The sequence below is a fragment of the Amycolatopsis sp. lyj-109 genome (assembly GCF_046548995.1).
Lineage (GTDB): Bacteria > Actinomycetota > Actinomycetes > Mycobacteriales > Pseudonocardiaceae > Amycolatopsis.
Map to the genome: position 1 here is coordinate 196,960 of NZ_JAJPWR010000003.1, position 26,417 is coordinate 223,376.

Consider the following 26,417-nt stretch of genomic DNA (forward strand, 5'->3'; position numbering starts at 1 on the left):
CTCTCGGCTGGTGCGGTGTCTTGAATGACTCATTCAGGACCTCGGAGGTCCTGAATGAGTCATTCAAGACGTTTCGACGCGCGGCCGGACCCTCGTGCGGCTGAGCGGCACCACCGCGACCGCGGCGGCCACGGCGAGCGCGCCAGCCAGGCCGAGCGCCGCGGCCGCCGTGCCGGTGCCGAGGTAGAGCCCGCCGAGGAGGGCGACGCCGAGGGTGCCGCCGAGCTGCTGCACGGCGTTGAGCAGCCCGGCGGCCGAGCCCGTCTCGTGCGGCCGGACCCGGTGCAGGGCCGCGGTGAAGAACGGCACCGTGAACGTCCCCATCCCGAGCCCGCACAGCGCCAGCGCCCACGGGTACGCGGGCACCCCGCCGGCGTCCATGGCGAGGACCCCGGTCAGCAGGAGGGCCAGTCCGGCGAACATCACGCGTGAGCCGAACTTCGGCACCAGCCGGGCACCGGCGAGGTACGACGACACCGCGAGCCCGGCCGAGAGCGGCAGCAGCGTCAGGCCCGCGGTGCGGACGTCGGCGCCCAGCCCGAGCTGGAGCTGCATCGGCACGAGCTGCATCAGGCCGGTCATCGCCGCGAAGAACAGCAGCGAGCCGGCCAGCGCGGCGGGGAACCCGCGGTGGGCGAACAGGCTCGGCTCGACCAGCGGCGCGGCCGCGCGGCGCTGCTGGAAGCCGAAGACGACCAGCAGCGCGGCCCCGGCCGCGAGCAGGCCCCGGTTCGTCCCCGCCGGGTCGATCAGCGGGTAGACGAGCAGCCCGGCCCCGGCGACGACGAGCGCGGTACCGGCGAGATCGAGCCGGGGCCGGATGGCGGCCCGGTCCTCCCGCAGCAGCCGCGCGGCGAAGAGCACCGCGAGCCCGAGCGGGACGTTCACGAGGAACACCGCCCGCCAGGAGATCGCCTGCGTCAGCAGCCCGCCGAGCAGCGGCCCGGTGACCGCGGACAGGCCCATCACCGGGCCGATCGTGCCCAGGGCCTTCGCGAGTTCGCCGCCGTCGAAGAGGGCGCGGATGAGGCCGATGGTCTGCGGGATGATCAGCGCGGCCGCTGCGCCCTGCACCGCGCGCGCCCCGATCAGGAGTCCGGCGTCCTGGGCGGCCGCGCAGACGAGCGACGCGAGCACGAAGCCCGCCACGCCGAGCTTGAACACCTTCGCCCGGCCGAGGATGTCGCCGAGCCGGCCGCCGGTGATGAGGAAGGCGGCGAAGGGCAGCGTGTAGGCCGCGCTGAACCACGGGATGCCGGCGGCCGGACCGGGGAGATCGGCGTGGATGGCGGGGCCGGCGACCTGCACGATCGTGGCGTCGAGCAGGTTCATGGCCTCGGCGACGAGCAGCACGGCGAGCGCGGCCCAGCGCCGCCGGTGACGCGTCTCGGTGGGCATGGGTGCCTCCTTTCGTTCGGCGCCCACCTTGACCTTGACGCGCCCTTTCGTTCCAGCCCTCACCTGTACTTGGCGGATTTCTTCCATGCCGTGCGCTTGAATGAGGAATATGACCACCCTGGACGCCGTCGACCGCGCGTTGATCCACGCGCTGCACATCGACGGGCGGGCACCGTTCACCAAGATCGGCGACGTCCTCGGCGTCTCGACGCAGACGGTGGCGCGGCGCTACCGCCGGCTGCGGGCCGAGGCGTCGCTTCGCGTCGTCGGCCTGCCGGATCCGCAGCGGGCCGGCCAGGCCGAGTGGATGGTCCGCCTGACGGCGACCCCGCAGACGGCACAGGACCTCGCCCAGGCGCTGGCGCGCCGCGCCGACACGGCGTGGATCAAGCTGATGTCGGGCGGCACGGAGATCTGCGTGAACGTGCACCTGCCATCGGCGAGCGACCACGCGCTGCTGCTGCGGGACATCCCGCGCACGGCGAGCATCACGGCCGTCTCGGCGCACCAGCTGCTGCACCGCTACTTCGGCGGCCCGACGGCGTGGCTGGGCCGGGCCAACGCCCTCGACGCGGCCCAGATCGCGGCGCTGACCCCGCACCACACCGAGCCAGGCAAGCCGCTGACCAGCGACGACGCCGCCCTGATGGCGGCACTGCAGCGCGACGGCCGCACGGGCCTGGCCGATCTGGCGGCGGCCACCGGGTGGTCGGCGGCGACCGTCGCGCGCCGGCTGGCCGGCCTCCAGGCGGGCGGCACGGTGTTCTTCGACCTGGAGATCGACCCGGAGCCCCTGGGTGCGACGACGCAGGCGCTGCTGTGGATGGCGGTGGCGCCGGCCCAGCTCGATCGGGTGGCGCGGACGCTGGCGACCCACCCGGAGCTGGCCCTCGTGGCCGCGACGACCGGGCCGGCGAACCTGGTCGCGCTGGCACTCTGCCCGGACGCGGCCGCCCTGCACCACTACCTGATCCACCGGCTGGGGGCGCTGGACGCCATCCGGACGCTGGAGACGGCGCCGGTGTTGCGGACGGTCAAGGCGGCTGCCTCGCGCTGAGCGGTCGCCCCGGGTCGCCAGGGTCCTAAGTGGACTTCACCTCGACCAGGTGGTCGAGCAGGCCGCGGACGGCTTCGAACTCCCGGGCCTCCTGGCGGCAGTCCGGGCACGCCGTGAGGTGCCGCTCGACCCGGGCCGTCTCGGCGGCGTCGAGCAACCCCAGGCTGTACGCCCCGAGGTCGGTCCGGTCGTACCGGCCCATGGATCGCGTCTCCATTCCGCGTTCCGCAGGGAACGCCCGCCCTATCCGATGCCTCCAGAGTCCTGAGCCGGACGCGTCATCGGCAAACTTCCGCGGATTTCTACCCGAACGGCCGACAACTTCGGGCGGCAAACAGCCCATGTGAGTGACAGCCATGGTCACGCATTTCACCCGGCCGAACACGGAAAGCTTTTGTGCCACCAACTTCGCCGATTCGGCGTCATGGCTCCCGGGCTCGCTCGTCGGACTGGCGTCGGACCGGGATTTCCCGGCTTCGACCTGGGCAAGAAGGCGATCCGAAACGAGGAGAGCGATGACCGTACGGAGCCACCGGGCGGACGACGTCGTGGACGAGGTCGGGGTGTGGCTGGCCGGGGAGTTCGCGGGGCGGCTCCCCGCCTCGGAGATCGAGCGCGTCGTCCGGACGACGCGGATCGACCTCGCCGGGAGCATCGCGCCGGAGGAGCTCGGGGAGATGCTCCACCGGCTGGGCCGGGCGAGGCTGCAGCGCATCCTGCAGCTCGCCCCGGCCGCGCAGCTGAGGATCCCGCTGGCGCGGTGACGTGCCGGGCGGGCACGCGGCTTCGGTGCCGCGTTGCCCGCCCCGCGACCAGTACTTCACCGCAGTGATCGTCGACGATTTCGACGACAGGGCACGTTCGCGCACAACCCTTGCCCGGGACACCCGCGCAATCTTGACTGGACTAGACCAATCTGCTCTAGTGACCGGTGTCACGTTCGTCTCGGCCGGATGAGCTACCCCCACCTTCGACGGCGGGCGCCTGTGCGCCCGGGTTCTGTCGTGGCCGAAGGAGTGAGCGAGCCTTGAGAAGACGCCTTGTCGCGGTCCTGTCCGCTGTTGCCGCCGTTGCCGGGCTCCTGTTCGGCGTGCCCGCCGTCACCGGGCAGGCATCGCAGGCGGCGGCCGCCGCCTGCAGTGCGCCGAACTGGGTCGCCGGGCAGTGGTACGACGTCGGCGCCGTCGTGCGGTACACCAACGGCGGCTACTACCGCGCCAAGAACGCCAACCCGGGCTACGACCCCGTGATCAGCACCTGGTACTGGGAGCCCTACAGCTGTGACGGCGGTGGCGGCACCACCTGCAGCTACCCGAACTGGGTGCCCGGGCAGTGGTACGACGTCGGCGCGATCGTGCGCTACACCAACGGCGGCTACTACCGCGCCAAGAACGCCAACCCGGGCTACGACCCGGTCATCAGCACCTGGTACTGGGAGCCCTACAGCTGCGGCGGCGGCACCGATCCCGGCAACCCCGGCGCGTTCGTGGTGAGCGAGGCCCAGTTCAACCAGATCTTCCCGGGCCGGAACTCCTTCTACAGCTACAGCGGCCTCACCGCGGCCCTCTCGGCCTACCCCGGCTTCGCCGGCACCGGCAGTGACACCGTCAAGAAGCAGGAAGCCGCCGCGTTCCTCGCCAACGTCAACCACGAAACCGGCGGGCTCGTCTACATCGTCGAGCAGAACACCGCGAACTACCCGCACTACTGCGACTGGAACCAGCCCTACGGCTGCCCGGCCGGCCAGTCCGCCTACTACGGCCGCGGCCCGATCCAGCTGAGCTGGAACTTCAACTACAAGGCCGCCGGCGACGCGCTCGGCATCGACCTGCTCGGCAACCCCTGGCAGGTCGAGCAGAACTCGGCCGTCGCCTGGAAGACCGGGCTCTGGTACTGGAACACCCAGAGCGGCCCGGGCTCCATGACCCCGCACAACGCGATGGTCAACGGCCGCGGGTTCGGGGAGACCATCCGCAGCATCAACGGCTCCATCGAATGCAACGGCGGCAACCCGGCCCAGGTCGAGAGCCGCGTCTCGAAGTACCGCCAGATCGCGTCGGTCCTCGGCGTCGACCCCGGCGCCAACCTGTACTGCTGAGCCGGTGGGTGGGCGGGTTCGCCCCGCCCGCCCGCTCGCCCAGTGCCGCGAATGACTCATTCGGGACGTCGGAGGGTGCGGTTGGCGAAGTCGTCGGACGCGGTAGTCGGGTGGTCTGCCGCGGCTGGTCGTGAGTGGTAATTCGGGTTCTAACCCGAATTACCACTCACGACCAGCTGCGGCAGACCGGCAGACCGGCGTCCAGGATTGTCCTGGCCGGCCATCTTCGGCCGCACCGGGCAAAGATCTCGCCCTGCAGTACTAGGGCCGGCTGTAGCGCTGGAGGGTCTGCGGGGAGGGCCGCAGCGCCGGCAGCCCGACGACGACGTCGATGACTCCGAGCGCGAAGGCGATCACCGGCATGATCATGAAGGCGAAGATGCCGAAGGTGATCTGGATGAAGCCGTGCGGATTGTCCGGACCGGGGTCGGACCAGATCAGCGGCGCCGCGTAGGAGAGGTAGAACAGCGGCCACCCGGCGATCGACACCGCCCCGCCGCAGAGTGGGCCGATGGACACCGAAGCCGGCCGGAGCCGCAGGATGTGGCCGGTCCCGCCCGGGTAGTGCCCGACCTCGACCCAGGCCGGGGCGAACAACAGCGCGATGCCGGACATGAGCAGCATGATGGCGCTGAACATTCCGAACATGACCGGGATGTCGTTGGCCGCATTGTGGCTCGTCGGCAGGGTGTACCCCAGTACCGGGACGGCGACGCACATGGCCAGTGCGATGACGGTGGTGACGCCGCCGAGGAGCGGCAGGGTGCCTTTCAGTGGGACATGGCCGTGGTGGTTGCCGCGTTGGCCGCGGTCAACGCGTTCGAGCGGGGTCGTCCGGTGTCGGTTCTTCTTCGGTCGGCGGCGAGCCTTCGCCGTCGTCCCAAAGATCGATCTCGTTCTCGAACGCCCACTCTTCGTCATCCGGCACCTGCACCCTCCCCGATGCGTCACGCTCAGTACCCGGGAGGGACTGTACCGGTGATCGCGGTGAGTGTCAGTCGAAGAGCGAAATGCGACGGAGGCCACCACCCGGCCCGGGTGATGGCCTCCGTCTGCGCAGCTCAGACGCCCAGCGGGTGCCAGACCGTCTTCGCCTCCAGGTACCGCCGCAGGCGCGTGATGTCCGGCGCCGCCGTCCAGTCCGGCTCCGCCGAGGGGACCGTCAGCACCCGCTTCACCGTGTTCGCAGCTTCGCGGGCCAGGTCCGGACGGTCCGCCGGGGCGGCTCCCGTCGGGTCCAGCGCGTTGACGTCACCGTGCGAAGCCAGCCACGTGCCCAGTTCCGAAGCCCGCCCGGTCAGGATGTTCGCCACGCCGCCCGGGACGTCGGACGTGGCCAGGACCTCCGACAGCGTGATCGCCGGCAGCGGCCGCTCCGCGCTGGAGACCACCACCGCCGTCGAGCCGGTGGCCAGGACCGGGGCCAGCACCTCGACCAGGCCCAGCAGCGACGAGCCCTGCGGCGCCAGGACACCCACCACGCCCGTCGGCTCCGGGACCGTGAACGAGAAGTACGGGCCCGCCACCGGGTTCGCCGCGCCGAGGACCGTGGCGATCTTGTCCGTCCAGCCCGCGTACCAGACCCAGCGGTCGATCGCCGCGTCCACAATGGACTCGGCTTTCTTCCTGCCGAGGCCTTCCGACGCCGAGACTTCGGCCGCGAACTGGTCGCGGCGGCCCTCCAGGACCTCGGCCACCCGGTAGAGCACCTGGCCGCGGTTGTACGCCGTCGCGGACGACCAGCCCGGGAAGGCCTTGCGGGCCGCCACCACCGCGTCGCGGACGTCCTTGCGGGACGCGTGGGCCGCGTTCGCCAGGAACTTGCCGTTCGCGTCCGTCACCGGGTACACCCGGCCGGACTCCGAGCGCGGGAACTTGCCGCCGATGTACAGCTTGTACGTCTTCGCGACGGAAATCCGGTCAGACTGCTTTGAATTGGATGTTGAATCAGACACTGAGGTACGCCTCCAGCCCGGTGCGGCCGCCTTCGCGCCCGAAGCCGGATTCCTGGTAGCCGCCGAACGGGGCGGCGGGGTCGAAGCGGTTGAAAGTGTTGGCCCAGACCACGCCGGCGCGCAGCTGGTTCGCCATCCACAGGATCCGGGAGCCCTTTTCGGTCCAGATGCCGGCCGAAAGCCCGTACGGCGTGTTGTTCGCCTTCGCGACGGCCTCGTCCGGCGTGCGGAACGTCAGCACCGACAGCACCGGGCCGAAGATCTCCTCGCGCGCGATCCGCATCGACTGCTGGACGTTCGCGAACACCGTCGGGGCGAAGAAGAACCCGCGGTCCGGGACCGGGCACGGGCTGGTCCAGCGCTGCGCGCCCTCGGCGTCACCCGATTCGACGAGCCCGCGGATCTTGGCCAGCTGCTCGGCCGAGTTGATCGCGCCGATGTCGGTGTTCTTGTCCAGCGGGTCGCCGATGCGCAGCGTCGAGACGCGGTAGCGCAGCTTTTCCAGCACCTCTTCGGCGACGGACTCCTGCACCAGCAGGCGCGAGCCCGCGCAGCAGACGTGGCCCTGGTTGAAGAAGATGCCGTTGACGATGCCCTCGATCGCCTGGTCGAGCGGGGCGTCCTCGAAGACGATGTTCGCCGCCTTGCCGCCCAGCTCCAGGGTCAGCTTCTTCGCCGTGCCCGCCACCTGGCGCTGGATCGCCTTGCCGACGTCGGTGGAGCCGGTGAAGGCGATCTTGTCGATGTCGCCGTGCTCCACAATGGACGCACCGATGTCGCCGGCGCCCGGGAGGATGTTCACCACGCCCGGCGGCAGCTCGGCCTGCTGGCAGATCTCCGCGAAGGCGAGCGCGGTCAACGGCGTCGTCTCGGCCGGCTTCAGCACCACGGTGTTGCCGGTGGCCAGCGCCGGGGCGATCTTCCAGGCCAGCATCAGCAACGGGAAGTTCCACGGGATGATCTGGCCCGCGACGCCCAGCGGCTTCGGGTCCGGGCCGTAACCGGCGTACGCCAGCTTGTCGGCCCAGCCGGCGTGGTAGAAGAAGTGCGCGGCCGCCGTCGGGACGTCGGAGTCGCGCGACTCCTTGATCGGCTTGCCGTTGTCGAGGCTCTCCAGCACGGCCAGCTCGCGCGAACGCTCCTGGATCAGCCGCGCGATGCGGAAGAGGTACTTCGCGCGCTCGGTGCCCGGCATCCTGGACCAGACGCTCGTGTACGCCTTGCGCGCGGCCTTCACCGCGATGTCCACATCGGACTTCGACGCGGTGCCGACCTCGGCGAGGACCTCTTCGGTGGCCGGGTTGATCGTCTTCAGCGGCTCACCCGAGCCGTCGACGAATTCGCCGTTGACGAACGGCTTGTAGGAGTCCTTCAGGTTCGCGATGGCGCGCGACTCGGGCGCCGGTGCGTACTCGAAAACAGGCATCAGTCCACCGTCACGTAGTCGGGGCCGCTGTAGTGGCCGTCCACCTGGGTGCGGCGCTGCAGCAGCAGGTCGTTGAGCAGGCTGGACGCGCCGAAGCGGAACAGGTCCGGGGTCAGCCACGGCTCGCCGGCGACCTCGTGCACGGCGACCAGGTACTTGATCGCGTCCTTCGTGGTCCGGATGCCGCCCGCGGGCTTGACGCCCCGCAGCTCGCCGGTCTGCGCGTGCCAGTCGTGGACGGCCTGCAGCATGATGTGGGTGACCGGCAGCGTCGCGGCGGGGGAGACCTTGCCGGTGGAGGTCTTGATGAAGTCGCCGCCGGCCAGCAGCGCCAGCCACGACGCGCGCCGCACGTTGTCGTAGGTCGCCAGCTCGCCGGTCTCGAGGATGACCTTCAGGTGGGCGTCGCCGCAGGCGGCCTTGATGGCCTGGATCTCTTCGAAGACGGCCATGTACCGGCCTTCGAGGAAGGCGCCGCGGTCGATCACCATGTCGATTTCGTGCGCGCCGGCGTCGACGGCGATCTTCGTGTCGGCCAGCTTGATCTCCCGCGAAGTGCGGCCCGCGGGGAAGCCGGTGGCGACACTGGCGACGTGCACGCCGCTGCCCTGGAGCGCTTCGACGGCGGTGGCGACCATGTCCGGGTAGACGCAGACGGCGGCGACGCGCGGGGTGTCCTGGCGTTCCGGGTCGGGACGGACGGCCTTCGCGGCCAGCGCCCGGACCTTGCCCTGGGTGTCGGCGCCCTCCAGGGTGGTCAGGTCGACCATGGAGATGGCGGTGTCGATGGCCCACCGCTTGGCGTCCTTCTTGATGCTGCGCGTGCCGAGGCCCGCCGCGCGCTGCTCGACGCCGACCTGGTCGACACCGGGCAGCCCGAGCAGGAAGCGGCGCAGGCTCGCGTCATCGCGAGTCGCGTCCACCAGCGGTGCCGGGGTGGCCGGCGCCGCTGACGTGCTGGTCGTGACTGTCATGCGCCTGAGTCTAGGCGGCGGGTCCGACAGTTTGCGGCGCCCAGAGGTGGGTCACCCTCTGTGACGCTTCAGGTAGTGAGTGTCAATACCGCCGGCAGATGTCCGAGCCGGGAAGCACGCACCAGCCGTCGGCCGTGGCGCTCCCAGGCGGCGGAGCCGTGCACGGGCCGGCGCCGACCGAGCACCAGTCGGGTTCGGCCGCCGAGGCCACGGGCACGACGGTCAGGACGGCGGCCGAGGCGAAGAGGCCGGCGGTGACGATCCGGGTGAAAGTGCGCATGACGCCACGCTAGCGGCCAGGCGGCCGGTCAGGACTCGATTTGCGGCGGTTCGGCCCGCTTCGCCGGCTTCCGGTACACGACCACGCCGCCCCAGAAGGCCAGGCCGTTGATCTTCACCGTCGGAGCCGTCGGCGGGGCCGGCGGTGCTCCCGACTTGTCTTCCAGCACGAACCCGCCCATCAGGCCGATCCCCGTGACGTCCACGTTGATGTCGTCCGGGACCGTGATCTGGATGCCGCCCATGATCGCCACCGCGGTGATCGTGCAGTGCCGGTCCGCGAAGCGCGCCTGCCGGAGATCGATCTCCGCGCCGCCCCAGAAGGCGAAGCTGTTGTGCTGCGGGGGCAGGACCCAGCTGCCCTTGCGGACCGCGCCCGACAGCACGCCGATCGACACCGGGGAACCCGGGTGGCCGCCGATGCGCTGGTCCGGGTAGCCCAGGGCCCGCGTGGTCGCCGGCTCGACGGCCGCCGAAGCGACCGGCAGGTCCACCGTCACCGGCTTCAGCTCGCCGAGCGTTTTCGCCGCGTAGACCGTCGTGAGCCGCTCTTCCAGCTCGTTGACCGTGATCCGCCCTTCCGAGAGGGCGTTGTGCAGCACCTGGGCGACGCGTTCGCGGTCCGCGTCGGAAGCCCGCATCTGGTCGGGCGTCAGTTCGCTCACCCGGCGCAGCCTATCGGCGAAAACCACCCAGCGTGTCCCTCTTCCGGAGGACACTGGACCGATGGGGTCGACAACAGTGGAATTCCCGGACGGCGTCCGGGTCCGCGGCCGTGGGCTGGGGCGCCCGCGGCCGGACGAAAGCGCGCCGGACTTCGGGCTCTACCTGGGCACGAGCCGGCTGCGGCGCAAGCACGGCGGGGGTATCAGCTGGCCGCACGAATGGGTCACCTGGCCCGATTTCCTGCTGCCCACCCGGCCCGCGGAAGCGCGCCGGCAGATCAAGGCCTTCCACGAACGGGCGAAGGCCGAGACGGTCGAAGTCGCCTGCTACGGCGGCGCGGGCCGGACCGGCACGGTGATGGCCTGCCTCGCCACGCTGTCCGGCGTCCCGGCCGGGGAAGCCGTCGCCTGGGTGCGGGCGAACTACCACGAGCGAGCCGTCGAAACGCCCTGGCAGCGCGGCTGGGTGAAGAGCTTCGCGAAACAGCTAGATTGACCCGCATGGATGTGCACGTCGTCGATCACCCCCTCGCGAAGGCCCGGCTCTCCACGATGCGCGACGCGCGCACCGACAGCGCCGCGTTCCGGGCCGCGCTGCACGAGCTCACCGTCATGCTGGTCTACGAAGCCACGCGCGACGTGCCGGTGAAGATCGAGAAGATCCACACGCCGGTCGCCCGTACCGACGGCTACAAGCTGGCCAAGCCGCCGCTGCTGGTGCCGGTGCTGCGCGCCGGGCTGGGCATGGCCGACCAGGCGCACAAGCTGATCCCGGACGCGCAGATGGGCTTCGTCGGCCTGGCGCGCGACGAGGAGACGCTCAAGCCGACGCCGTACCTGGAGTCGCTGCCGGAATCGCTCGCCGACCGGCCGGTGCTGGTGCTCGATCCGATGCTCGCCACCGGCGGCTCGATGGAGTACACGATCCGCCTGCTCACCGACCGCGGCGCCGACGACGTGACCGCGATCTGCGCGCTGGCGGCCCCGGAGGGCCTGGCGCACCTGGAGAAGACCGGCCTGCCGGTCCGGGTGGTCACGGCGAGCATCGACGAGCGCCTCAACGACTCGGGCTTCATCGTCCCGGGCCTCGGCGACGCGGGCGACCGCCAGTACGGCGCCGTCTGAGCCGGTGCCGGTCCTGAACTGGCGGTGGATCGCGGTGACCGCCGTCGCGGTCGCGGCCGTCACCGGAGGGCTGCTCTGGCTGTTCTTGGCCTGGTCGGGACGGCCGGAGGCACCGGTCCGGATCGACGCGGTCAAGACCGCGTTCGGCATCGGCGCGGGCGCGGGCGGCGTGTTCGCGCTGTGGCTCGCGACGCGCCGCCAGCGCACGCTGGAGCTGCAGCTGGCCGAGACGACCCGCGTCGCGTCCGTGACCGAACGGGACCTGGAGGAGCGGCGGGTCACCGAGCTGTACACGAAGGCCGTCGAGCAGCTGGGCAGCGAGAAGGCCCCGGTGCGGCTCGGCGGGCTGTACGCGCTGGAACGGCTCGGCCAGGACAACCCGAAGCAGCGCCAGACGATCGTCAACGTGCTGTGCGCCTACCTGCGGATGCCCTTCGAAGGCCCGGAACACGGCATCCGCGGCGCGGACGCGGTCCAGCGCGCCGGGGACGCCATCGGCTACGACGCCGCCGAGCTGCAGGTCCGCCTGGCCGCGCAGGAACTGCTGAAGACCCACCTCGCCGCCGACCACCCGGCGTTCTGGCCGGGCATGTCGATCGATCTGCAGCGTGCGACGCTGGTCGACTTCCGGCTCAGCGGCTGTGCCGTGGTGGTGGCGGACTTCAGTCACGCCAAGTTCATCGGCTCGGTGCACATTCGGGGGACCACCTTCGCGCAGAAGGCCGGCTTCTACGGCAGCACGTTCACCTCGCTCGCGAACTTCGACCGGTCCGTCTTCGCCGAAGGCGCGTACTTCTCCTGGGCGACCTTCGAAGGCGTCGCCCGCTTCGCGCGGACGCGCTCGGAGGGCGGCCTGCGGTTCCACCACACGACGTTCGCCGCCGAAGCCGTGTTCGAACGCAGCAAGCACGAGTTCGACCTCGAAGGCGCGACGTTCGCGGTCGAGCCGGAGCTGCCGCAGACGGGCACCGGGTAGCGCAACGTCCGGGCCGGTGCCGGCCATTAGGAGGCGTGACCAGCCAAGCTACGGGGGCGCCGGTGGGTGACCGGGCACAGGATGACCGAGCACAGGATGACCGAGCACAGGATGACCGAGCACTGTGGGACCGGGCGGCCGAAGGCGACGAAACGGCCTTCAGCGAGCTCTTCGAACGCCATGCGGAGGCCGTCTGGAACCACGCCTACCGCCTGACGGGCTCGTGGAGCGCGGCCGACGACCTGACCTCGAACACCTTCCTGACCGCCTGGCGCCGCCGCGCCGACGTCACGCTGGTGCGGGACAGCGCCCTGCCGTGGCTCTACACGGTCGCCGCCAACGCGGCCCGGGACGAATACCGCGGAGTGCGAAGACGGCTACGGCTGCTGCGCAAGATCCCGGATCCGCCGGTGGTGTCCGACCACGCCGACGCGGTGGCCGAGCGGCTCGACGGCGAGCAGCGGCTGCGCGAGATCGTCGAGGCCGTCCGGACGCTGCCGAAGTCGCAGCGGGAGGTCGTCGAGCTGTGCCTGCTCGGTGACGTGAGCGTCGCCGACGCGGCCGCGTTGCTGACGGTCGCCGAGGTCACCGTCCGCGCCCACCTGTCCCGGGCCCGCGCCCGGCTGCGCACGTTGCTGGAGGAGAAATGAGCGACGATCTCGGCCTGCCACTCCGGCGGAAGCTGCCGGACGACGTCCGCGCGCGGTTGCGGGCGGACGTCCGCCGGGGCATGGGGAAGCCGCGTCCGGCCCGCGTCCGGTACGTCGCCGCCGCGGCGGCCGTCGTGGCGCTGGCGGCGGGAGCGGTCGTCGCGACGCAGGTGTTCCGGCACCAGCCCGCGGCCGAGCCCGGCCCGCCGCCGCCCCCGGGCGTCGTCAACCCGCCCACCCTCGACGTGCGGGTGGCGACCTCGTCCCTGGACCGCTGCTGGGCCGCGGTGCAGGCGGCGGGCAAGCAGGACCGCGTGCCCCCGCGGCAGGACTGGGTCCCCGTGTTCACCGAGGTCTTCCAGACCGACTCGGTGGTCGCGGCGACCGCCGCCGGCAAGCCGATGTTCTGCGAGACCACCGAGACGACCGTGACGCTGTCGGACCCGGAAGCCGCCCCCGCCTACACCCCGGGCACGCGCACGGGCCTCCTGCTGTACAGCGCGACCGGAATGGCCGGCGGGATCCTCGCCCCGGGCGGGGAAGGGAGCTACCTCGCCGCGGAAACCGAGGGCGGGGAGAGCAGCATGTCGCAGATATCGTTCTCCCCGGTGACCCGTCAGTTCACCGGCGTGACCCGGAGTGACCCGGCGCGGACGACGCTCTCCATCGGCAAGCCGATGGAACCGGGCGTGCGGCTGCCCGCGGCGCCGGCGCCCCTGCTGGCGGTCGTCGACCGGCCGGTGACCGCCGACCGGACGTCGGCCGCGGGCCGCGCGCTGGGCGACTGCCTGGCGGCGGCGGAGATGGAGGCGATCCCCGATCCCGCGGCGTACGAGCCGGGGCCGTTGCTGGAGACGGACACCTACCGGGTGGTCCTCGGCCGCCGCGGCGACCGGTTCGTGGTCTGCACCACCGAGCCGGACTACCGGCGGCCGGGGAAGACGAGGGTCCGCGCCTTGCCCAGCGGCCCGCCGCCGCAGGCACCGCCGGCGTACCCCTTGATCGTGGACACCCTGGGCCGCGAAACGGGTGCCCCGCCGGCGACGGATCGCCGTCCGTTCGCCGCGGCCCTGCCCGCGACCGCGGCGACGGCGGTCGTCGACTTCGGGAGTCAGGGGAGTATCGAGGCCCACGTCGTGGCCGGCATGGTCGTCGTGTGGGACCCCGAGAACGTCAAGCTCTCCCCGGAGACGAACGTCCACGTGACGGCGCGGGACGCGAAGGGCGCGGTCGTCTACGACGGCTCGCTGCCGCTGGTCTGAGGCCGCAGCCAGCCGGAGGCGTTCGCGCGCAGGGCCGCCTGGTACGCGCCCGTGACGTCGAACTCCTCCGGCAGGTTGCCGGTCAGCTCCAAGGACACCAGGCCGTGCACGATGGCCCAGCAGCCGACCGCGACGGTCTCCGGCGGGACGTCGAGGAAGACGCCGTCGGCGATCGCGCGGCGGATGATCCGTTCCAGGGGCTTGAGGGTCTCGCGGGCGAGCTTCTCGGCGTCTTCGTTCGGCTCGAACCCGGGCACCGACTTGGTGAACATGATCCCGTACAGGTGCGGGTCGGCCAGCGCGCTCGTGCGGTAGGCGCTGCCGAGCGCGACGAGGTCTTCGACGGCGTCGCCGGTCAGCGGCGTCCCGGCCATCCGGGCGCCGAAGCGGCGGAAGCCCTCGGTGTAGAGGGCGTTCACCAGATCGGGTTTGCTGCCGAAGAGCGAGTACACGGCGGTGGTCGACGTCCCGGCGTCGGCGGCCAGCTTGCGCAGGGAAAGCGCCTTCGGCCCGTCGGCCGCGAGGAGCTCGCCGGCTCGGTCGAGCAGCTTGAGCCGGAGCGCTTCGTCGTGCGTGCGGGGTCGAGCCATGCACGCAGCGTATCGGAACGGTGTTATGGATGACCAGCGAACAGATTTGACCTGGAGTGCACTCCAGGTCGTACTGTCGGGCGCATGAGCTACTCGATAGCGGAAGCCGCGCGACGTAGCGGACTGTCCATCGACACCCTCCGGTACTACGAGCGCATCAAACTGCTCGACCCGCCCGCGCGGGACGCCGCGGGCCGCCGGGCCTATTCCGACGACGACCTCAACTGGCTGGGCTTCCTGACCAAGCTGCGTACCACCGGGATGCCCATCAAGAGCATGCGCGAGTACGCGTCCCTGCGCCGGCACGGCGTCGCGAGCGCGGGCCGCCGCAAGGCCTTGCTGGTGGAGCAGCGCCGGTCGGTCGCCGAGCGGATCGCCGAGCTGCAGGGCTGTCTCGACATCCTCGACTACAAGATCGAGAACTACGCCCAGGTCGAGCGCAACGTGCTCGGCGTGGAACCCGGTATGGAGGAGATTTCCGCGTGAAGAACAGGAAGCTGGGCGGCCTGGAAGTCGGCGCTCAGGGGCTCGGCTGCATGGGGATGAGCCAGGCCTACGGCGTCCGCGACAACGACGACGAGTCGATCGCGACCATCCACCGCGCGCTCGAACTCGGCGTGACGCTGCTGGACACCGCGAACGTCTACGCCAACGGCGTCAACGAAGAGCTGGTCGGCCGCGCGATCGCGGGCCGCCGCGACGAGGTCGTGCTCGCGACGAAGTTCGGCATCGTGTGGAACGACGGCGCGATGGGCGCCCGCGGTGACGCCGCGTACGTGCAGCAGTCGTGCGACGAGTCGCTGCGCCGGCTCGGCGTCGACCACATCGACCTGTACTACCAGCACCGCGTCGACCCGGACACGCCGATCGAGGAGACCTGGGGCGCGCTGGCTTCGCTGGTGGAGGCCGGGAAGATCCGGTACGCCGGGATTTCCGAGGCGAGCGCCGCGACGATCCGGGCCGCGCACGCGGTGCACCCGGTGACGGCGCTGCAGAGCGAATGGTCGCTGTGGACCCGGGGGATCGAGGGCGAAATCCTGGACACCTGCCGGGAGCTCGGCATCGGGATCGTCCCGTTTTCGCCGCTGGGCCGGGGATTCCTGACGGGCGCGGTGACGTCGGTCGCCGACTTGCCGGAGGACGACATGCGCCGCGGCCTGCCGCGGTTCGCCGAGGGCAACTTCGAGCGCAACATGGCGATCGTCGACGCGCTGCGCGAGCTGGCGGGGGCGAAGGGCGTCACCGCCGGGCAGCTGGCGCTGGCGTGGGTCCAGTCCCAGGGCGAGGACGTGGTGCCGATCCCGGGGACCAAGCGCCGCAAGTACCTCGAGGAGAACGTGGCGGCGGCTTCGCTGGAACTCACGCCCGAGGACCTGGCCGCCATCGCGGCAGCCGCACCCGCCGACGCGATCGCCGGGGAGCGCTACCCGGAGCGCCTCGCCCGCGCCGCCGGCCGCTAAGCAGTCTGCCGCAGCTCGTCGTGAGTGGTAATTAGGGTTCTAACCCTAATTACCACTCACGACGGGGTACGTGCGTAACTTTCCTCTGAGGGTTTTCTGAGATCTCCGGAGCAGGCTCGGCGCCGATCATGCGGTCGGTGCCGAGCTCCTGGAGGTCGTCGTGGCGGAGGAAGTGCTCGATTATCTGGTCGTCGGGGCCGGGCCGGCCGGATTGCAGCTGGCTCAGCACCTCGGCCACGCCGGGCACCGCTACCTCGTGCTGGAGGCCGGTTCCGCGCCCGGGCACTTCTTCGAGACCTTCCCGCGGCACCGGACCCTCATCTCCATCAACAAGAAGCACACCGGGTACACCGACCCGGAGCTGCGCATGCGGATGGACTGGAACTCGATCCTGGCCGACGGCGACGACAACCCGGTCCTGTTCACGGACTACAGCGAGAAGCTCTTCCCGGACGCCCCGGACCTCCTCCGGTACGTCGCCGACTACGCGGCGAAGCACGAACTCGACATCCGCTACGACACCCGGGTGACGCGCATCCGCCGCGAAAACGAAAGTTTCGTGCTCACCGCCGGTGCCGAAGAGTTCAGGTCGAAACGGCTGATCATGGCCAGCGGCGTCACCAAGCCGTACATTCCGCAGTTCCCCGGCGCCGAGCTGATCGACCAGTACGTCGACGTCGACGTCGACCCGAAGAGCTTCACCGACCAGCGCGTCCTCGTGCTCGGCAAGGGAAACTCCGCCTTCGAGACCGCCGACAACCTGATCGAGCAGGCCGCCGTCGTGCACGTCGGCGGGCCACGCCCGGTGAAGCTGGCCTGGCGCACGCACTTCGTCGGCCACCTCCGCGCCTACAACGCGGGCATCCTCGACATGTACCAGCTCAAGCTGCAGCACGCGATCCTCGACGGCGACGTGCGCGAAGTCCGCAAGGACGCCGACGGCTACCACGTCAAGTTCGCCTTCGCCCGCGCCGACGAAGTGATCAAAGAGATCCGCTACGACCGCGTGATCGGCTGCACCGGCTTCCGGTTCGACGCGTCGCTGTTCGACGAGGACTGCCGCCCGGAGCTCACCATCAACGGCCGGTTCCCGGCGCAGACGCCGAGCTGGGAGTCGGTCAACGTGCCCGGCCTCTACTTCGCCGGCACGATCACGCAGGTCCGCGACTTCAAGAAGGCCACCAGCGCCTTCATCCACGGCTTCCGCTACGGCGTCCGCGCGCTGGCGAAGGTGCTGAACGAGCGTTACCACGACGTCCCGTGGCCGCACACCGAGCTGCCCGCCAAACCGGACGCGCTGACCGACGCGGTGATCACCCGGATCAACCGGAGTTCCGCGCTGTACCAGCAGTTCGGCTTCCTCGGCGACATCGTGGTCGTGGACGGCGACACCGCCCGCTACCTCGAAGAGGTGCCGGTCGACCGGGTGCTGGAGGACCCGCCGGACGACGCCTACGTCGTCACCCTCGACTACGGTCCGGACCACGACAAGATCGACCCGTTCGACTTCGTCGCGCGCGCCGCCCAGGACAAGGCGAACGACCACGGCGAAGGCCACTACCTGCACCCGATCGTCCGGCACTACCGCCGCGGGGAGCTGGTCGCGACCCACCACGTCACCGAGAACCTCGAGAACGAGTGGGACAAAGAGGTGCACGTCGAGCCGCTGACCGCGTTCTTCGCACGGGAGCTGTGATGCGGACGATCGCGGAGTTCGAGGCGGCGGCCCGGCAGCGCCTCGACCCGGTGCACTACGACTACTTCGCGGGCGGTGCGCAGGACGAGATCACCCTGCGGGAGAACGAAACGGCGTTCCAGCAGCTGCGGCTGGTGCCCCGGGTGCTGCGCGGCAGCGACAAACGGGACCTGAGCATCGAGCTGCTCGGGACGCCGTCCTCGATGCCGATCCTGGTCGCGCCCACGGCGTTCCACCGGCTCGCGCACCCCGACGGCGAGCTCGCCACCGCGCGGGCGGCGGCGCGGGCGGGCACGATCATGATCGTCAGCATGGCCTCGACCACGGCGATCGAAGACATCGCCGCGGCCGCCCGTGAGGTCGCGCCGGACCCGGGCCTGTGGTTCCAGCTCTACCTGCAGCCGGACCTGGAGTTCACCGAGGCGATCGTGCGGCGCGCGGAGAGCGCCGGCGTCAAGGCGTTCGTCGTCACCGTCGACTCGCCCGTGCTCGGCCGCCGCGACCGCGACGACCGCAACGACTTCCACGACCTGCCGCCCGGCCTGGCCGTGGAGAATCTCCGCAACCTCGGCGAAAACCGCAGCGGCGGGAACGCCAGCCACGTCCGTGAGATCGTCATGTCGGCCGGGCTGAACTGGGACCACATCGCGTGGCTGCGGTCGAAGACCAAGCTCCCCGTGCTGATCAAGGGCGTGCTGCACGCCGAGGACGCGCGGCTGGCCGTGCACCACGGCGTCGCCGGCCTCGTCGTGTCCAACCACGGCGGCCGCCAGCTCGACACCGTGCCCGCCACCGTCGACGTGCTCCCCGAGATCGCCGCGGCCGTCGGGGGAGCGCTGCCGGTGCTGCTGGACGGCGGGATCCGCCGGGGCACCGACGTCGTCAAGGCGCTGGCCCTGGGCGCGGACGCGGTCGGCGTCGGCCGCCCGGTCGTGTGGGGATTGGCCGCGGGCGGGCGCGAAGGCGTCTCGGAGGTGCTGGAGATGCTGCGAGCCGACTTCGACCAGGCCCTCGCGCTGTGCGGCGGGCGGCACCCGGCCGATCTCACCCCGGACCAGGTGCGGCGGTGATCGGCAAGGTGATCGGCAAGGTGCTCGCCTGGCTGCCCGGCCGCGTCGTGGCGCTGCGGATGCGGATCTTCGCGCTGGTCAACGGCCAGGACGTGGTGACCATCCCGGGTCCGCAGGTCGGCGTCGCCGACTTCCGGCGCGTCTACGCCGACCCGGCGGCGAACGGCCGCAGCCGCGGTGCCGCGCTGTCCGACCTGTTCTGGTACTGGCTGTCGCCGGGACCCGAAGTGCACCAGGAACACCTCGAAGCCGGGCCGCGCTACGACGAGGTCGCCAAGTGCACCCGGCACATCCTGATACGGTCCAAAAAGGACTCCGAAGAGCTGACCCGGCGCGTCGCCCGCCACGTCCTGGCCGGCGTCCGCCCCGGGCTCGTCCGGCTGCGCGACGAGATGATGCCGATCTGGGCCGAGCTGTACTACGAGCTGGTGTTCGACGAGCCGTGCCCGCGGCAGGCGCGCGAGCTCATCGTGGCGCACGCGGACGACGTCGCCTCGGCGCTGAAGTGCGTGCGGCCGCGGAACATGCGCCGCCGGGCGCGGCTGACGAAGTACCTCAGGCAGCGCCTCGCCGACGTCCCGCACCCGCTCCCGGAGTCCCTGACACCGGCGGAGCAGGCCTACTACCTGCAAGGCACGTTCTTCACCACGGCCGTCGTGCAGATGTCGGAGGCGATGGCGCACCTGCTGATGATCATCGCGCAGGACGACGGCATCCAGCAGCGGCTCGTCGATCACCCGGAGGACATCGACCGCGTCATCGATGACGGGCTGCGCGAATACCCGCTGTTCGGCATCGCGCACCGCATCTCCACGGCGGACATCGAGCTGGACCACCTCACCATCCCGGCGGGCACGGTGCTGTGCTTCAGCTACCCCGAATACGCCGCACAGTCCACATCGGACGCATTCATCCCGTTCGGCGTCGCGCAGAACCGGGCCTGCCCGGCCCGGGGCCTCGCGCCGCCGACCATGCGGATCGTGACGCGGGAAGTGCTGCGCCGCTTCAGTCTCGCCTCGACGGCCGCGCACACGCGCTCGATCCCCAACCGCGGCCCGGCGCTGCTCACCCCCCGCGGAGCCCGGCCGCGGCGCGCGCCCCTGGTGTGGCTCGCGGTCCGCGACCGCTGGGAAGACGTCTGGCGCAGCTTCGCCCAGCTCGTGTTCGGCACGTACATGGTTCTCGACGCCCGTCGCCAAGCCCTGTGCTCGACCTATTTCGCCGGAGGCACCCGATGAGCCCGTCCGAAGCGGCACCGGTCTTCTTCCTCGCCGTCGTGGCGATCCTCGTGGCGGTCCGGCTGGTCTGCCTGGCCGCGGTCAAGCTCGGCCAGCCGCCGGTGGTCGGGGAGATGATCGCCGGCGTGCTGCTCGGCCCGTCGCTGTTCGGGCTGCTGCTGCCGGACGTGCAGGCGGCGCTGTTCCCGGACGGCATCCGCTCCCTGCTCTACGTCGGCGGCCAGATCGGCCTGGTCATCTACATGTTCGGCGCCGGCTACGAGTTCAACCTGAGGAGCGTCGCCGAGTCGCGGAAGTCGGTCGCCGCCATCTCTTCGGCCGGCACGCTGGTGCCGCTGGCGCTCGGCATCGGCGTCGCCGTCGTCGGCATGACGTGGGTCGGCATCGGCAAGGACGGTGTTTCGCCGGCGACCTCGGCGGCTTTCGTCGGCGTCGCGCTGGCGATCACGGCGTTCCCGATGCTGGCCCGGATCATCACCGAACGCGGGATCGCCTCGACGAGGTTCGGCTCCCTGGCGCTGGCCTGCGGCGCGCTCGACGACGTGCTGGCGTGGCTCCTGCTGGCCGTCGTGCTGGGGATGCACGCGGGATCGGCCGGGCCGGTGGCGCTCGCGCTGGGCGGCGGCGTCCTGTTCGCCGGGCTGGTGTTCATCGTCGGCCGCCGGCTGCTGGCGAAGGCGATGCGCAGCGAGCGCATGGGGCTCGACCAGCGGGTCCTCGTCACGGCGATGACGTTGTTCGCCGCCGCCTGGTTCACCGACGTGATCGGCCTGTACGCGGTGTTCGGCGCGTTCTGCGTCGGGATCGCGTTCCCTCGCACGCCCGCCGCGGATGCCGTGCTGGCGAAGATCATGCCGATCGGCCGGATCGTGTTCCTGCCGCTGTTCTTCACCTACTCCGGCCTGAACACGCGGTTCGCCCTGCTCGCCGACCCCAAGCTGCTCGCGTTCGCCGTGCTGTGCGTGGTGGTCGCGATCATCGGCAAGCTGGGGGCGTCCTGGGGTGCGGCCCGGCTGGCGGGGGAGCCGCCGGCGATCGCGACGCGCGTCGGCGTGCTCGTCAACGCCCGCGGGCTGATGCAGCTGATCGCGCTCAACGTCGGGCTGGCCGCGGGGATCGTCTCACCGGCGCTGTTCACGGTGCTGGTGCTCGTCGCGCTGGTCACCACGATCATGACCGCGCCGCTGCTGAGCTGGCTCGACCGGCGTGCTGCCCGCAAGGGGAGTACCGACGTACTCCTGACGGCCGAGCCCATTCCGGTGACCGGGAAAAGTTGATTCTTCAAGTTCGGAAATAACTGTCAAGATGGATCGGTGCGCGACGGGGTGGCGAAACCGAAGGTGCTGCTGGTCGAAGACGACCGGGAACTGGTGGGCATGTTGGGGGAGCTGCTCGCGGACGAAGGCTACGAGACGGAAGCCGCGCACGACGGCCAGCGGGGCCTGCACCTCGGGCTCACCGGGCACTACGACGTGCTGGTCATCGACCGCCGGCTCCCGGTGCTCGACGGGCTGGAGCTGCTGCGGCGGCTGCGGGCCCGCGGGGTGACCACGCGGGTCCTGGTGCTCTCCGCGCTCGGCGAGGTGGCCGATCGCGTGGCGGGCCTCGACGCCGGCGCGGACGACTACCTCGTCAAGCCGTTCGAGGCCGAGGAACTGCTCGCGCGGCTGCGTGCGCTGGGCCGCCGCGACCTCGAAGGAGCCGAGTGCCTGCCGCTCGGCACGGCGGCGCTCGACCTGCAGCGCCACGAAGTCGTGTTGCCGCGCGGCGAGCGGATCATGTTGTCCGGGCGGGAGTTCGAGCTGCTGCGAACGCTGGCCCAGCGGCCCAAGGCGATCCACCCGCGGGCGGCGTTGCGCACGCGCGTGTTCGCCGACTCGACCGGTGAGTCCATTGTGGACACTTACGTGTACTACCTGCGGCGCAAGCTCGGCCGGGACGCGGTGCGGACCGTGCACGGCCTGGGGTACCAGATCGGCGTGGTATGAGCCCGGAACCCGAGGAGCGGGCCCTGCGGCGGGCGCGGTGGGTGATCACCGCGCAGATCTCCGTGGTGGTGTCGCTGCTCGTGGCCGTCGCGGGCGCGATCGCGTACGGGATCTTGCTGTCCGGCCAGCACGCCGACGCGGACCGCCTGCTGGCCAGGACGATCCAGCTCGGCCCCGGCGCGACCCCGCCCGGCTGCGTCTGGCTGTTCACGCCGGGGGCGCACACGCCTTCGGGACCGCCGCCGGCGGGGATGCCGATCCCCGAGCTGAACGCGCTGGTGCCCTCGCCCGGCGACGTCCACACCGAACGGCGGGCGATCGACGGGATGACGTACACGTTCCGGGTGGAGAACCGCGGCGGCGTCGTCTCCCAGGCGTTCTTCGAGGAGCGCTACCAGATCCAGGACCGCTCGTCGCTGGTGTCCGGGCTCGGCGTCGCCGAGGTGCTCGCGCTGCTGGCGGCCCTGGGGTGCGGGCGGGTGCTGGCCCACCGCGCGATCCGGCCCCTGGAGGACGCGCTGCGGCGGCAGCGGACGTTCGTCGCGGACGCGTCCCACGAACTGCGCGCCCCGCTGACCCGGCTGCACACGCGCGCGCAGCTGCTGGCCCGGCGGGCGTCCGGCCGCGACGCGGCGGAACTCGACCAGCTGGTGCGCGGCACGCGGGAACTCGGCGAGGTCGTCGAGGACCTGCTGCTGTCCGCGCAGGCGTGCGGCGAACGGCCGTCGCTGGAGCTGGTCGAGCTGGGCGTGCTGGCCGAGGAGGCGGTGGCGGCGGAGGCGGTGCGCGCTTCGCAAGGCCAGGTCCGGTTGGCGGTGACGCGCGAGCGGCGGCCGTACGTCGTCCAGGGCGTCCCGACGGCGTTGCGGCGGGTGCTGTCGGCGTTGCTGGACAACGCGCTCGGCCACACGCCGCCGGGCGGCTCGATCGAGGTCTGGCTCGGCGTCCCCGACGAGCGGCACGTGGAGCTGCGCGTCCGCGACACGGGCGTGGGCTTCCCCGCCGCCGACGCGGACCGCATCTTCGAGCGCTTCGCCCGCGGCTCCGACGGCGACGGCCGCCGCTTCGGCATCGGCCTCGCCCTGGTCCGCGAAGTCGTGACAGGCCACGGCGGAACGATCGCGGCCGCCACCCGCCCCGGAGCCGGCGCAACCTTCACCCTCCGCCTCCTCCGCGCCGACCCCTCGTGATCAGACCGCCGACACGCGTGACTCAAGGGTCGACACGCGTGATCCGAGGGTCGACACGTGTGATTGGGGCGACGACACGGCGAGGCATGCCGGGCTTCGCCGTGTCGACCCTTCAATCACGCGTGTCGACTGCTCAATCACGCGTGTCGACCCTTCAAACACGGCGGCTTGGGAGGGCGAAGCGGATTTGGCGGGCCAAGGCCGGGGCGAGGGTGGTGCAGGCCGCGTCGATTTCGGCCGCCAGGGGCGGGGGGTGGGGTGGTGTAGGTCGCGGCCGAGTGGTGGAGCCAGGCGTGGAGGTCGTTGTGGGCGTCGGCGGCGAGGGCGGGATCGTGCAGCAGGGTTAGGTCGGTGTGCAGGCGCAGCCAGGTGTCGCGGTTGCGGAGGAGGGCCACGGCCGCCCGTCGGGTGTGGAGCGGGTGGGCGGGGGACAGCAGGGCCTGCAGCGTGGCCGGGTCGACGAACCGCCCGCGCAGGAACGTCACCACCTGGCGGGTCACCGCGGGTGACGGGTCCGTCAGCAGTGGCCGCACCGCCGTCGACTCCGGGGCGATCCGGCGCAGGCCGCGGACGGCCACCCGGCGGATCCGGGGCCGGTCGTCGGCGAGGTGACGCTCCAGGCGCCGGGCGTCGGCAGCCGTGCCGGTCTCGCCGAGCCCCGCGAGCGCGCCGAAGGAGACCGGCATCGCGCGGTAGTGCGCCGCCAGGTCGCCACCTGCCTTCAGGACCAATGCCTGCGCCATCGACCGGACCGCCGACGACCGATCCGCCAGGTGGGTCACGGCGACGTCGGGGCCGAGCAGCGCCAGCGCCCGCATCCGGACCTTCGGCACGCCGGCCGCCAGCAGCTCCTCGACGCACTCGCCGCGGTCGAGCAGCGCGTTGCCACAGGTCGCACGCACCACGAAGTCGGCGTCCTGAGTCGCGATGGCGAGCAGCCGCTCGCGCGACAGCCGCCCGATCGCCTCCGCGTGCACCCACCGGCGGGTCTCCCGGTCCTCCAGCGCCAGCGCGTCGTCGAGCAGCCGGGGCGTGAACGCCCGCCGGAACAGCGTGGTCATCCAGTCGTCGACGGCCCGCCGTCGCAGCACCCCGATCAGCGGCAGCATCGTCCGGAAGGCCGGCTCGTCCAATTTGGACAGAGCGGCCGGCCGGGCGAGCTCCCGGATCGGCCGTACCCAGTCGACGCACCGGATCAGCAGCAGCGGCAGCGCTTCGGGATCGGTGCGCACGGCCAGCCGTTCGACGGCGACCTCCCGCATGCGCCCGTTGCCGTGGCACGCGGCTTCGGCCACCACCGCCCGCGACGGGTCGCGGCCCAGGTCACGCGCCTCGTGGCCGCGGAAGCGGTACCACCGCTGGTTGGTCCACCACGCGTTGCGGACCGCGACGTCGAACTCCACCCACCGCCGGGCATCGCCCGCGGCGAACACGGCGAACACGTCGAGGTCGGGCATTTCCTTCTCGAACATCGGCCTCCCCCTCCGGCGCCCAGGATGCCGGACGCCGGAGGGGAGCCGAACCGATTTACGCCAGCAGCGCCCGCACCGCCGCCGGGGCGTCGGCGATCGCGACCGGGTTCTGCTCCCGCGTCGCCAGGCTCCGGACGGTCACGTTCCCCGCGGCCCAGTCGTCCTGGCCGACGATCACCACCGCGACCGCGCCCGCCTTGTCCGCGCGGGTCAGCTCCTTGCCCAGCTTGCGGTGCTCGATCGGCGTCGACGTCCGCAGTCCCGCGCCGCGCAGGGACGCCGCCACCGAGCGGGCCGCGTCCGAGAGGTCCTCGGTCACCGGGATCACCATGACGTCGACCTCGCTGCGCGGGGCCGGGGTCAGGCCGTGCGTGTCGAGGAAGTCGATCAGCGTGACGTCACCCATGCCGAACCCGATGCCCGGGATCTGCTGCGGCGTGAACATCGACGCCAGGTCGCTGTAGCGGCCGCCGCCGAAGAGGGCACGGCGGTTCTCCGGCGAGGTGTCGAAGACCTCGAACACGGTCGACGTGTAGTACGCCAGCCCGCGCACGATGATCGGCTCGTACTTCACCAGCGAACCCGCGCTGCTGTTCAGCACGCGCACCAGGTTCGACTGCTCCCGCACCGCGGCCGGGATCTCGTCGAGCAGCGCCTCGCCCGCGTCGAGCGTCTCGGCGAGCTTCTCGAACTGCTTGTCCGACAGCCCGATCTCGCCCGCGCTCTCGGCCAGCTTCTCGCGCGGGTACTTCTCCCAGCGGTCCACCAGCGCGAACACCTGGGACAGGTGGTCCACCGACACCCCGGCGACGTCGGTGAGCGCCGACGTCAGCAGGTTCCGGTCGTTGACGCGCAGCACGAACATGTCCGGCGTCGCGCCCAGCGCGGCCATCATGTCGTGCACCAGCTCGAAGATCTCGATCTCGCAATTGGCGCTGTCCGAGCCGAAGATGTCCGCGTTGATCTGCCAGTGCTCGCGCACGCGGCCGCGCTGCGGCGCCTCGTAGCGGTGGCAGTTCGGGTGGCTGTACCAGCGGACCGGGAACGACAGCGACTTCGCGCTGCCGGCGATCATCCGCGCCACCGACGGTGTCATCTCCGGCCGCAGCGCCAGCCGCCGCCCGCCCTTGTCGGTCAGCGTGTAGAGCTGCTTGTCGGCGAGCTCCTGGCCGGACTTCCGTTCGTAGATCTCGGCCGACTCGAGGATCGGGCCGTCGTAGCGGAGGAAGCCGCGGCGCTCGAGGACGTCGTAGAGATGACCGAACACCTGCGTCCGGACGGACATTTCGGCGGGCAGGAAGTCCCGGGTCCCCTTGTAGGGCGCGGTCGGCAGGTATTCAGGCACGTCCCCAGCTTAACGACCGGCCGCATCCGGGTTTTCAGGGGAAGGCGACCCCGTACGCCGTGAGCAGCATCGTCGCGGCCAGGAACACCGCGCCCGCGGACGTCACGCGTCCGCCGAGCTTGCCGCGGTTCGGGATCAGGTGGAGGAAGAAACCACCCGATTGGGCAAGGATGCCGAACAGCAGCAGGAAGCAGGTGATCCACAACGTCGTGTCGGGCAGCGTCGTGCGGCTCAGGATCTGCAGCGCGACCAGGGCGAGGATCAGCAGGACGCCGGCGTGCGCGTGGCCGGCGCGGAACATCGCGCGCTGGTGCTCGGTCAGCTTGCGGTCGCGCATGACGCCCATCAGCGCGTAGCCGCCGTACATGACGGTCGGTAGCGAGACCAGGGCGATCACCGTGAACAGCTGGGTGGGTCCGTGCATCGGAGACTCCTTGAAGAGGGTGCGGCGACTGTAACACTGTTTTAAAACACTGTCACCAAAGCCGGCATTCCCAGTTCGT

The 26,417-nt window shown here is 71.2% G+C and carries 28 protein-coding genes; 16 read left to right on the plus strand and 12 right to left on the minus strand.

Annotated elements, in window-relative coordinates; translation table 11 throughout:
* Positions 1-63: 63 nt before the first annotated feature.
* Complete coding sequence (locus ACLJQF_RS08280; protein WP_410607633.1) at positions 64-1,398, minus strand: MFS transporter; 1,335 nt, start codon at positions 1,396-1,398, stop codon at positions 64-66.
* Positions 1,399-1,507: 109 nt separating this feature from the next.
* On the opposite strand from ACLJQF_RS08280, the gene ACLJQF_RS08285 reads away from it, so the two are divergent.
* Positions 1,508-2,455 (plus strand): Lrp/AsnC family transcriptional regulator, encoded by a 948-nt coding sequence (locus ACLJQF_RS08285; protein ID WP_410607634.1) that lies wholly within the window; start codon positions 1,508-1,510, stop codon positions 2,453-2,455.
* A 25-nt stretch (positions 2,456-2,480) separates the two neighbouring features.
* On the opposite strand, the gene ACLJQF_RS08290 is transcribed toward ACLJQF_RS08285, so the two are convergent.
* Entirely contained in the window at positions 2,481-2,672 is a 192-nt protein-coding gene (locus tag ACLJQF_RS08290; RefSeq protein WP_410607635.1) for a zf-HC2 domain-containing protein, read from the minus strand.
* A gap of 298 nt (positions 2,673-2,970) precedes the next feature.
* Between ACLJQF_RS08290 and ACLJQF_RS08295 the strand changes: the two genes are divergently transcribed.
* Positions 2,971-3,219 (plus strand): hypothetical protein, encoded by a 249-nt coding sequence (locus ACLJQF_RS08295; RefSeq protein ID WP_410607636.1) that lies wholly within the window; start codon positions 2,971-2,973, stop codon positions 3,217-3,219.
* 317 nt (positions 3,220-3,536) lie between these two features.
* Positions 3,537-4,553 carry a glycoside hydrolase family 19 protein gene (locus ACLJQF_RS08300; protein WP_410607923.1) on the plus strand — a complete coding sequence of 339 codons (1,017 nt, stop codon included), beginning with the start codon at positions 3,537-3,539 and terminating at the stop codon, positions 4,551-4,553.
* Positions 4,554-4,814: 261 nt separating this feature from the next.
* Here the strand turns inward: ACLJQF_RS08300 and ACLJQF_RS08305 are convergent, their stop codons facing one another.
* The 6 genes from ACLJQF_RS08305 to ACLJQF_RS08330 form a co-directional block, all read right to left on the minus strand.
* Positions 4,815-5,273, minus strand: coding sequence for a hypothetical protein (locus ACLJQF_RS08305; RefSeq protein ID WP_410607637.1), 459 nt, complete (start codon positions 5,271-5,273; stop codon positions 4,815-4,817).
* A 341-nt stretch (positions 5,274-5,614) separates the two neighbouring features.
* Entirely contained in the window at positions 5,615-6,508 is an 894-nt protein-coding gene (locus ACLJQF_RS08310) for an aldehyde dehydrogenase family protein (protein WP_410607638.1), read from the minus strand.
* Entirely contained in the window at positions 6,501-7,934 is a 1,434-nt protein-coding gene (locus ACLJQF_RS08315) for an aldehyde dehydrogenase family protein (RefSeq protein WP_410607639.1), read from the minus strand. Before ACLJQF_RS08315 ends, ACLJQF_RS08310 begins: the two co-directional genes overlap by 8 nt.
* Positions 7,934-8,908, minus strand: a complete 975-nt coding sequence (gene deoC / locus ACLJQF_RS08320; protein ID WP_410607640.1) for a deoxyribose-phosphate aldolase — start codon at positions 8,906-8,908, stop codon at positions 7,934-7,936. The genes ACLJQF_RS08315 and deoC overlap by 1 nt, the downstream gene beginning before the upstream one ends.
* Positions 8,909-8,990: 82 nt before the next feature.
* On the minus strand, positions 8,991-9,188 hold the full coding sequence (locus ACLJQF_RS08325; RefSeq protein ID WP_410607641.1) for a hypothetical protein: 198 nt from the start codon (positions 9,186-9,188) through the stop codon (positions 8,991-8,993).
* Positions 9,189-9,216: 28 nt separating this feature from the next.
* Positions 9,217-9,828, minus strand: a complete 612-nt coding sequence (locus tag ACLJQF_RS08330) for a DUF1707 domain-containing protein (RefSeq protein ID WP_410607924.1) — start codon at positions 9,826-9,828, stop codon at positions 9,217-9,219.
* An 85-nt stretch (positions 9,829-9,913) separates the two neighbouring features.
* Between ACLJQF_RS08330 and ACLJQF_RS08335 the strand changes: the two genes are divergently transcribed.
* From ACLJQF_RS08335 to ACLJQF_RS08355, 5 genes are all read left to right on the plus strand, one after another.
* Complete coding sequence (locus ACLJQF_RS08335) at positions 9,914-10,348, plus strand: protein-tyrosine phosphatase family protein (protein ID WP_410607642.1); 435 nt, start codon at positions 9,914-9,916, stop codon at positions 10,346-10,348.
* A gap of 5 nt (positions 10,349-10,353) precedes the next feature.
* Positions 10,354-10,977, plus strand: coding sequence for a uracil phosphoribosyltransferase (upp, locus tag ACLJQF_RS08340; RefSeq protein WP_091304537.1), 624 nt, complete (start codon positions 10,354-10,356; stop codon positions 10,975-10,977).
* A 4-nt stretch (positions 10,978-10,981) separates the two neighbouring features.
* On the plus strand, positions 10,982-11,953 hold the full coding sequence (locus tag ACLJQF_RS08345; RefSeq protein ID WP_410607643.1) for a pentapeptide repeat-containing protein: 972 nt from the start codon (positions 10,982-10,984) through the stop codon (positions 11,951-11,953).
* A 62-nt stretch (positions 11,954-12,015) separates the two neighbouring features.
* Positions 12,016-12,603, plus strand: a complete 588-nt coding sequence (locus tag ACLJQF_RS08350; RefSeq protein ID WP_410607925.1) for an RNA polymerase sigma factor — start codon at positions 12,016-12,018, stop codon at positions 12,601-12,603.
* Positions 12,600-13,865, plus strand: coding sequence for a hypothetical protein (locus ACLJQF_RS08355; protein ID WP_410607644.1), 1,266 nt, complete (start codon positions 12,600-12,602; stop codon positions 13,863-13,865). The genes ACLJQF_RS08350 and ACLJQF_RS08355 overlap by 4 nt, the downstream gene beginning before the upstream one ends.
* On the opposite strand, the gene ACLJQF_RS08360 is transcribed toward ACLJQF_RS08355, so the two are convergent.
* Complete coding sequence (locus tag ACLJQF_RS08360) at positions 13,838-14,455, minus strand: TetR/AcrR family transcriptional regulator (protein ID WP_410607645.1); 618 nt, start codon at positions 14,453-14,455, stop codon at positions 13,838-13,840. The genes ACLJQF_RS08355 and ACLJQF_RS08360 overlap by 28 nt on opposite strands.
* Before the next feature lie 84 nt (positions 14,456-14,539).
* On the opposite strand from ACLJQF_RS08360, the gene ACLJQF_RS08365 reads away from it, so the two are divergent.
* The 8 genes from ACLJQF_RS08365 (at position 14,540) to ACLJQF_RS08400 (ending at position 23,097) form a co-directional block, all read left to right on the plus strand.
* Positions 14,540-14,941, plus strand: coding sequence for a MerR family transcriptional regulator (locus ACLJQF_RS08365; protein WP_310971071.1), 402 nt, complete (start codon positions 14,540-14,542; stop codon positions 14,939-14,941).
* Positions 14,942-14,991: 50 nt separating this feature from the next.
* Positions 14,992-15,915: an aldo/keto reductase gene (locus tag ACLJQF_RS08370; RefSeq protein WP_410607926.1), complete on the plus strand. Its 924-nt coding sequence runs from the start codon at positions 14,992-14,994 to the stop codon at positions 15,913-15,915.
* 160 nt (positions 15,916-16,075) lie between these two features.
* Positions 16,076-17,611, plus strand: coding sequence for an NAD(P)-binding domain-containing protein (locus ACLJQF_RS08375; RefSeq protein ID WP_410607646.1), 1,536 nt, complete (start codon positions 16,076-16,078; stop codon positions 17,609-17,611).
* Positions 17,611-18,681 carry an alpha-hydroxy acid oxidase gene (locus ACLJQF_RS08380; protein ID WP_410607647.1) on the plus strand — a complete coding sequence of 357 codons (1,071 nt, stop codon included), beginning with the start codon at positions 17,611-17,613 and terminating at the stop codon, positions 18,679-18,681. Before ACLJQF_RS08375 ends, ACLJQF_RS08380 begins: the two co-directional genes overlap by 1 nt.
* Before the next feature lie 8 nt (positions 18,682-18,689).
* Positions 18,690-19,919, plus strand: coding sequence for a cytochrome P450 (locus ACLJQF_RS08385; RefSeq protein WP_410607927.1), 1,230 nt, complete (start codon positions 18,690-18,692; stop codon positions 19,917-19,919).
* Positions 19,916-21,196: a cation:proton antiporter gene (locus tag ACLJQF_RS08390; protein ID WP_410607648.1), complete on the plus strand. Its 1,281-nt coding sequence runs from the start codon at positions 19,916-19,918 to the stop codon at positions 21,194-21,196. Before ACLJQF_RS08385 ends, ACLJQF_RS08390 begins: the two co-directional genes overlap by 4 nt.
* Positions 21,197-21,259: 63 nt before the next feature.
* Positions 21,260-21,907 carry a response regulator transcription factor gene (locus tag ACLJQF_RS08395; RefSeq protein WP_410607928.1) on the plus strand — a complete coding sequence of 216 codons (648 nt, stop codon included), beginning with the start codon at positions 21,260-21,262 and terminating at the stop codon, positions 21,905-21,907.
* Entirely contained in the window at positions 21,904-23,097 is a 1,194-nt protein-coding gene (locus tag ACLJQF_RS08400; protein ID WP_410607649.1) for a sensor histidine kinase, read from the plus strand. The genes ACLJQF_RS08395 and ACLJQF_RS08400 overlap by 4 nt, the downstream gene beginning before the upstream one ends.
* A 137-nt stretch (positions 23,098-23,234) precedes the next feature.
* Here the strand turns inward: ACLJQF_RS08400 and ACLJQF_RS08405 are convergent, their stop codons facing one another.
* Genes ACLJQF_RS08405 through ACLJQF_RS08415 form a run of 3 tightly spaced genes read right to left on the minus strand, consistent with a single transcriptional unit; the run spans position 23,235 to position 26,338 of the window.
* Positions 23,235-24,569 (minus strand): hypothetical protein, encoded by a 1,335-nt coding sequence (locus ACLJQF_RS08405; protein ID WP_410607650.1) that lies wholly within the window; start codon positions 24,567-24,569, stop codon positions 23,235-23,237.
* A 55-nt stretch (positions 24,570-24,624) separates the two neighbouring features.
* Positions 24,625-25,914, minus strand: a complete 1,290-nt coding sequence (gene hisS / locus ACLJQF_RS08410; protein WP_410607651.1) for a histidine--tRNA ligase — start codon at positions 25,912-25,914, stop codon at positions 24,625-24,627.
* Between the two features lie 34 nt (positions 25,915-25,948).
* The gene (locus ACLJQF_RS08415) at positions 25,949-26,338 is read right to left on the minus strand and encodes a hypothetical protein (protein ID WP_410607652.1); all 390 of its coding nucleotides are present in this window, start codon (positions 26,336-26,338) and stop codon (positions 25,949-25,951) included.
* Between the last annotated feature and the right edge of the window lie 79 nt (positions 26,339-26,417).

Bases quoted from the DNA above. Each gene is read 5' to 3' on its own strand.
- ACLJQF_RS08280 (WP_410607633.1), bottom strand. From the start codon at position 1,398: ATGCCCACCGAGACGCGTCACCGGCGGCGCTGGGCCGCGCTCGCCGTG.
- ACLJQF_RS08285 (WP_410607634.1), top strand. From the start codon at position 1,508: ATGACCACCCTGGACGCCGTCGACCGCGCGTTGATCCACGCGCTGCAC.
- ACLJQF_RS08290 (WP_410607635.1), bottom strand. From the start codon at position 2,672: ATGGAGACGCGATCCATGGGCCGGTACGACCGGACCGACCTCGGGGCG.
- ACLJQF_RS08295 (WP_410607636.1), top strand. From the start codon at position 2,971: ATGACCGTACGGAGCCACCGGGCGGACGACGTCGTGGACGAGGTCGGG.
- ACLJQF_RS08305 (WP_410607637.1), bottom strand. From the start codon at position 5,273: ATGTGCGTCGCCGTCCCGGTACTGGGGTACACCCTGCCGACGAGCCAC.
- ACLJQF_RS08315 (WP_410607639.1), bottom strand. From the start codon at position 7,934: ATGCCTGTTTTCGAGTACGCACCGGCGCCCGAGTCGCGCGCCATCGCG.
- deoC (WP_410607640.1), bottom strand. From the start codon at position 8,908: ATGACAGTCACGACCAGCACGTCAGCGGCGCCGGCCACCCCGGCACCG.
- ACLJQF_RS08325 (WP_410607641.1), bottom strand. From the start codon at position 9,188: ATGCGCACTTTCACCCGGATCGTCACCGCCGGCCTCTTCGCCTCGGCC.
- ACLJQF_RS08330 (WP_410607924.1), bottom strand. From the start codon at position 9,828: ATGCGGGCTTCCGACGCGGACCGCGAACGCGTCGCCCAGGTGCTGCAC.
- ACLJQF_RS08335 (WP_410607642.1), top strand. From the start codon at position 9,914: ATGGGGTCGACAACAGTGGAATTCCCGGACGGCGTCCGGGTCCGCGGC.
- upp (WP_091304537.1), top strand. From the start codon at position 10,354: ATGGATGTGCACGTCGTCGATCACCCCCTCGCGAAGGCCCGGCTCTCC.
- ACLJQF_RS08355 (WP_410607644.1), top strand. From the start codon at position 12,600: ATGAGCGACGATCTCGGCCTGCCACTCCGGCGGAAGCTGCCGGACGAC.
- ACLJQF_RS08360 (WP_410607645.1), bottom strand. From the start codon at position 14,455: ATGGCTCGACCCCGCACGCACGACGAAGCGCTCCGGCTCAAGCTGCTC.
- ACLJQF_RS08365 (WP_310971071.1), top strand. From the start codon at position 14,540: ATGAGCTACTCGATAGCGGAAGCCGCGCGACGTAGCGGACTGTCCATC.
- ACLJQF_RS08370 (WP_410607926.1), top strand. From the start codon at position 14,992: ATGGGGATGAGCCAGGCCTACGGCGTCCGCGACAACGACGACGAGTCG.
- ACLJQF_RS08380 (WP_410607647.1), top strand. From the start codon at position 17,611: ATGCGGACGATCGCGGAGTTCGAGGCGGCGGCCCGGCAGCGCCTCGAC.
- ACLJQF_RS08390 (WP_410607648.1), top strand. From the start codon at position 19,916: ATGAGCCCGTCCGAAGCGGCACCGGTCTTCTTCCTCGCCGTCGTGGCG.
- ACLJQF_RS08400 (WP_410607649.1), top strand. From the start codon at position 21,904: ATGAGCCCGGAACCCGAGGAGCGGGCCCTGCGGCGGGCGCGGTGGGTG.
- ACLJQF_RS08405 (WP_410607650.1), bottom strand. From the start codon at position 24,569: ATGTTCGAGAAGGAAATGCCCGACCTCGACGTGTTCGCCGTGTTCGCC.
- ACLJQF_RS08415 (WP_410607652.1), bottom strand. From the start codon at position 26,338: ATGCACGGACCCACCCAGCTGTTCACGGTGATCGCCCTGGTCTCGCTA.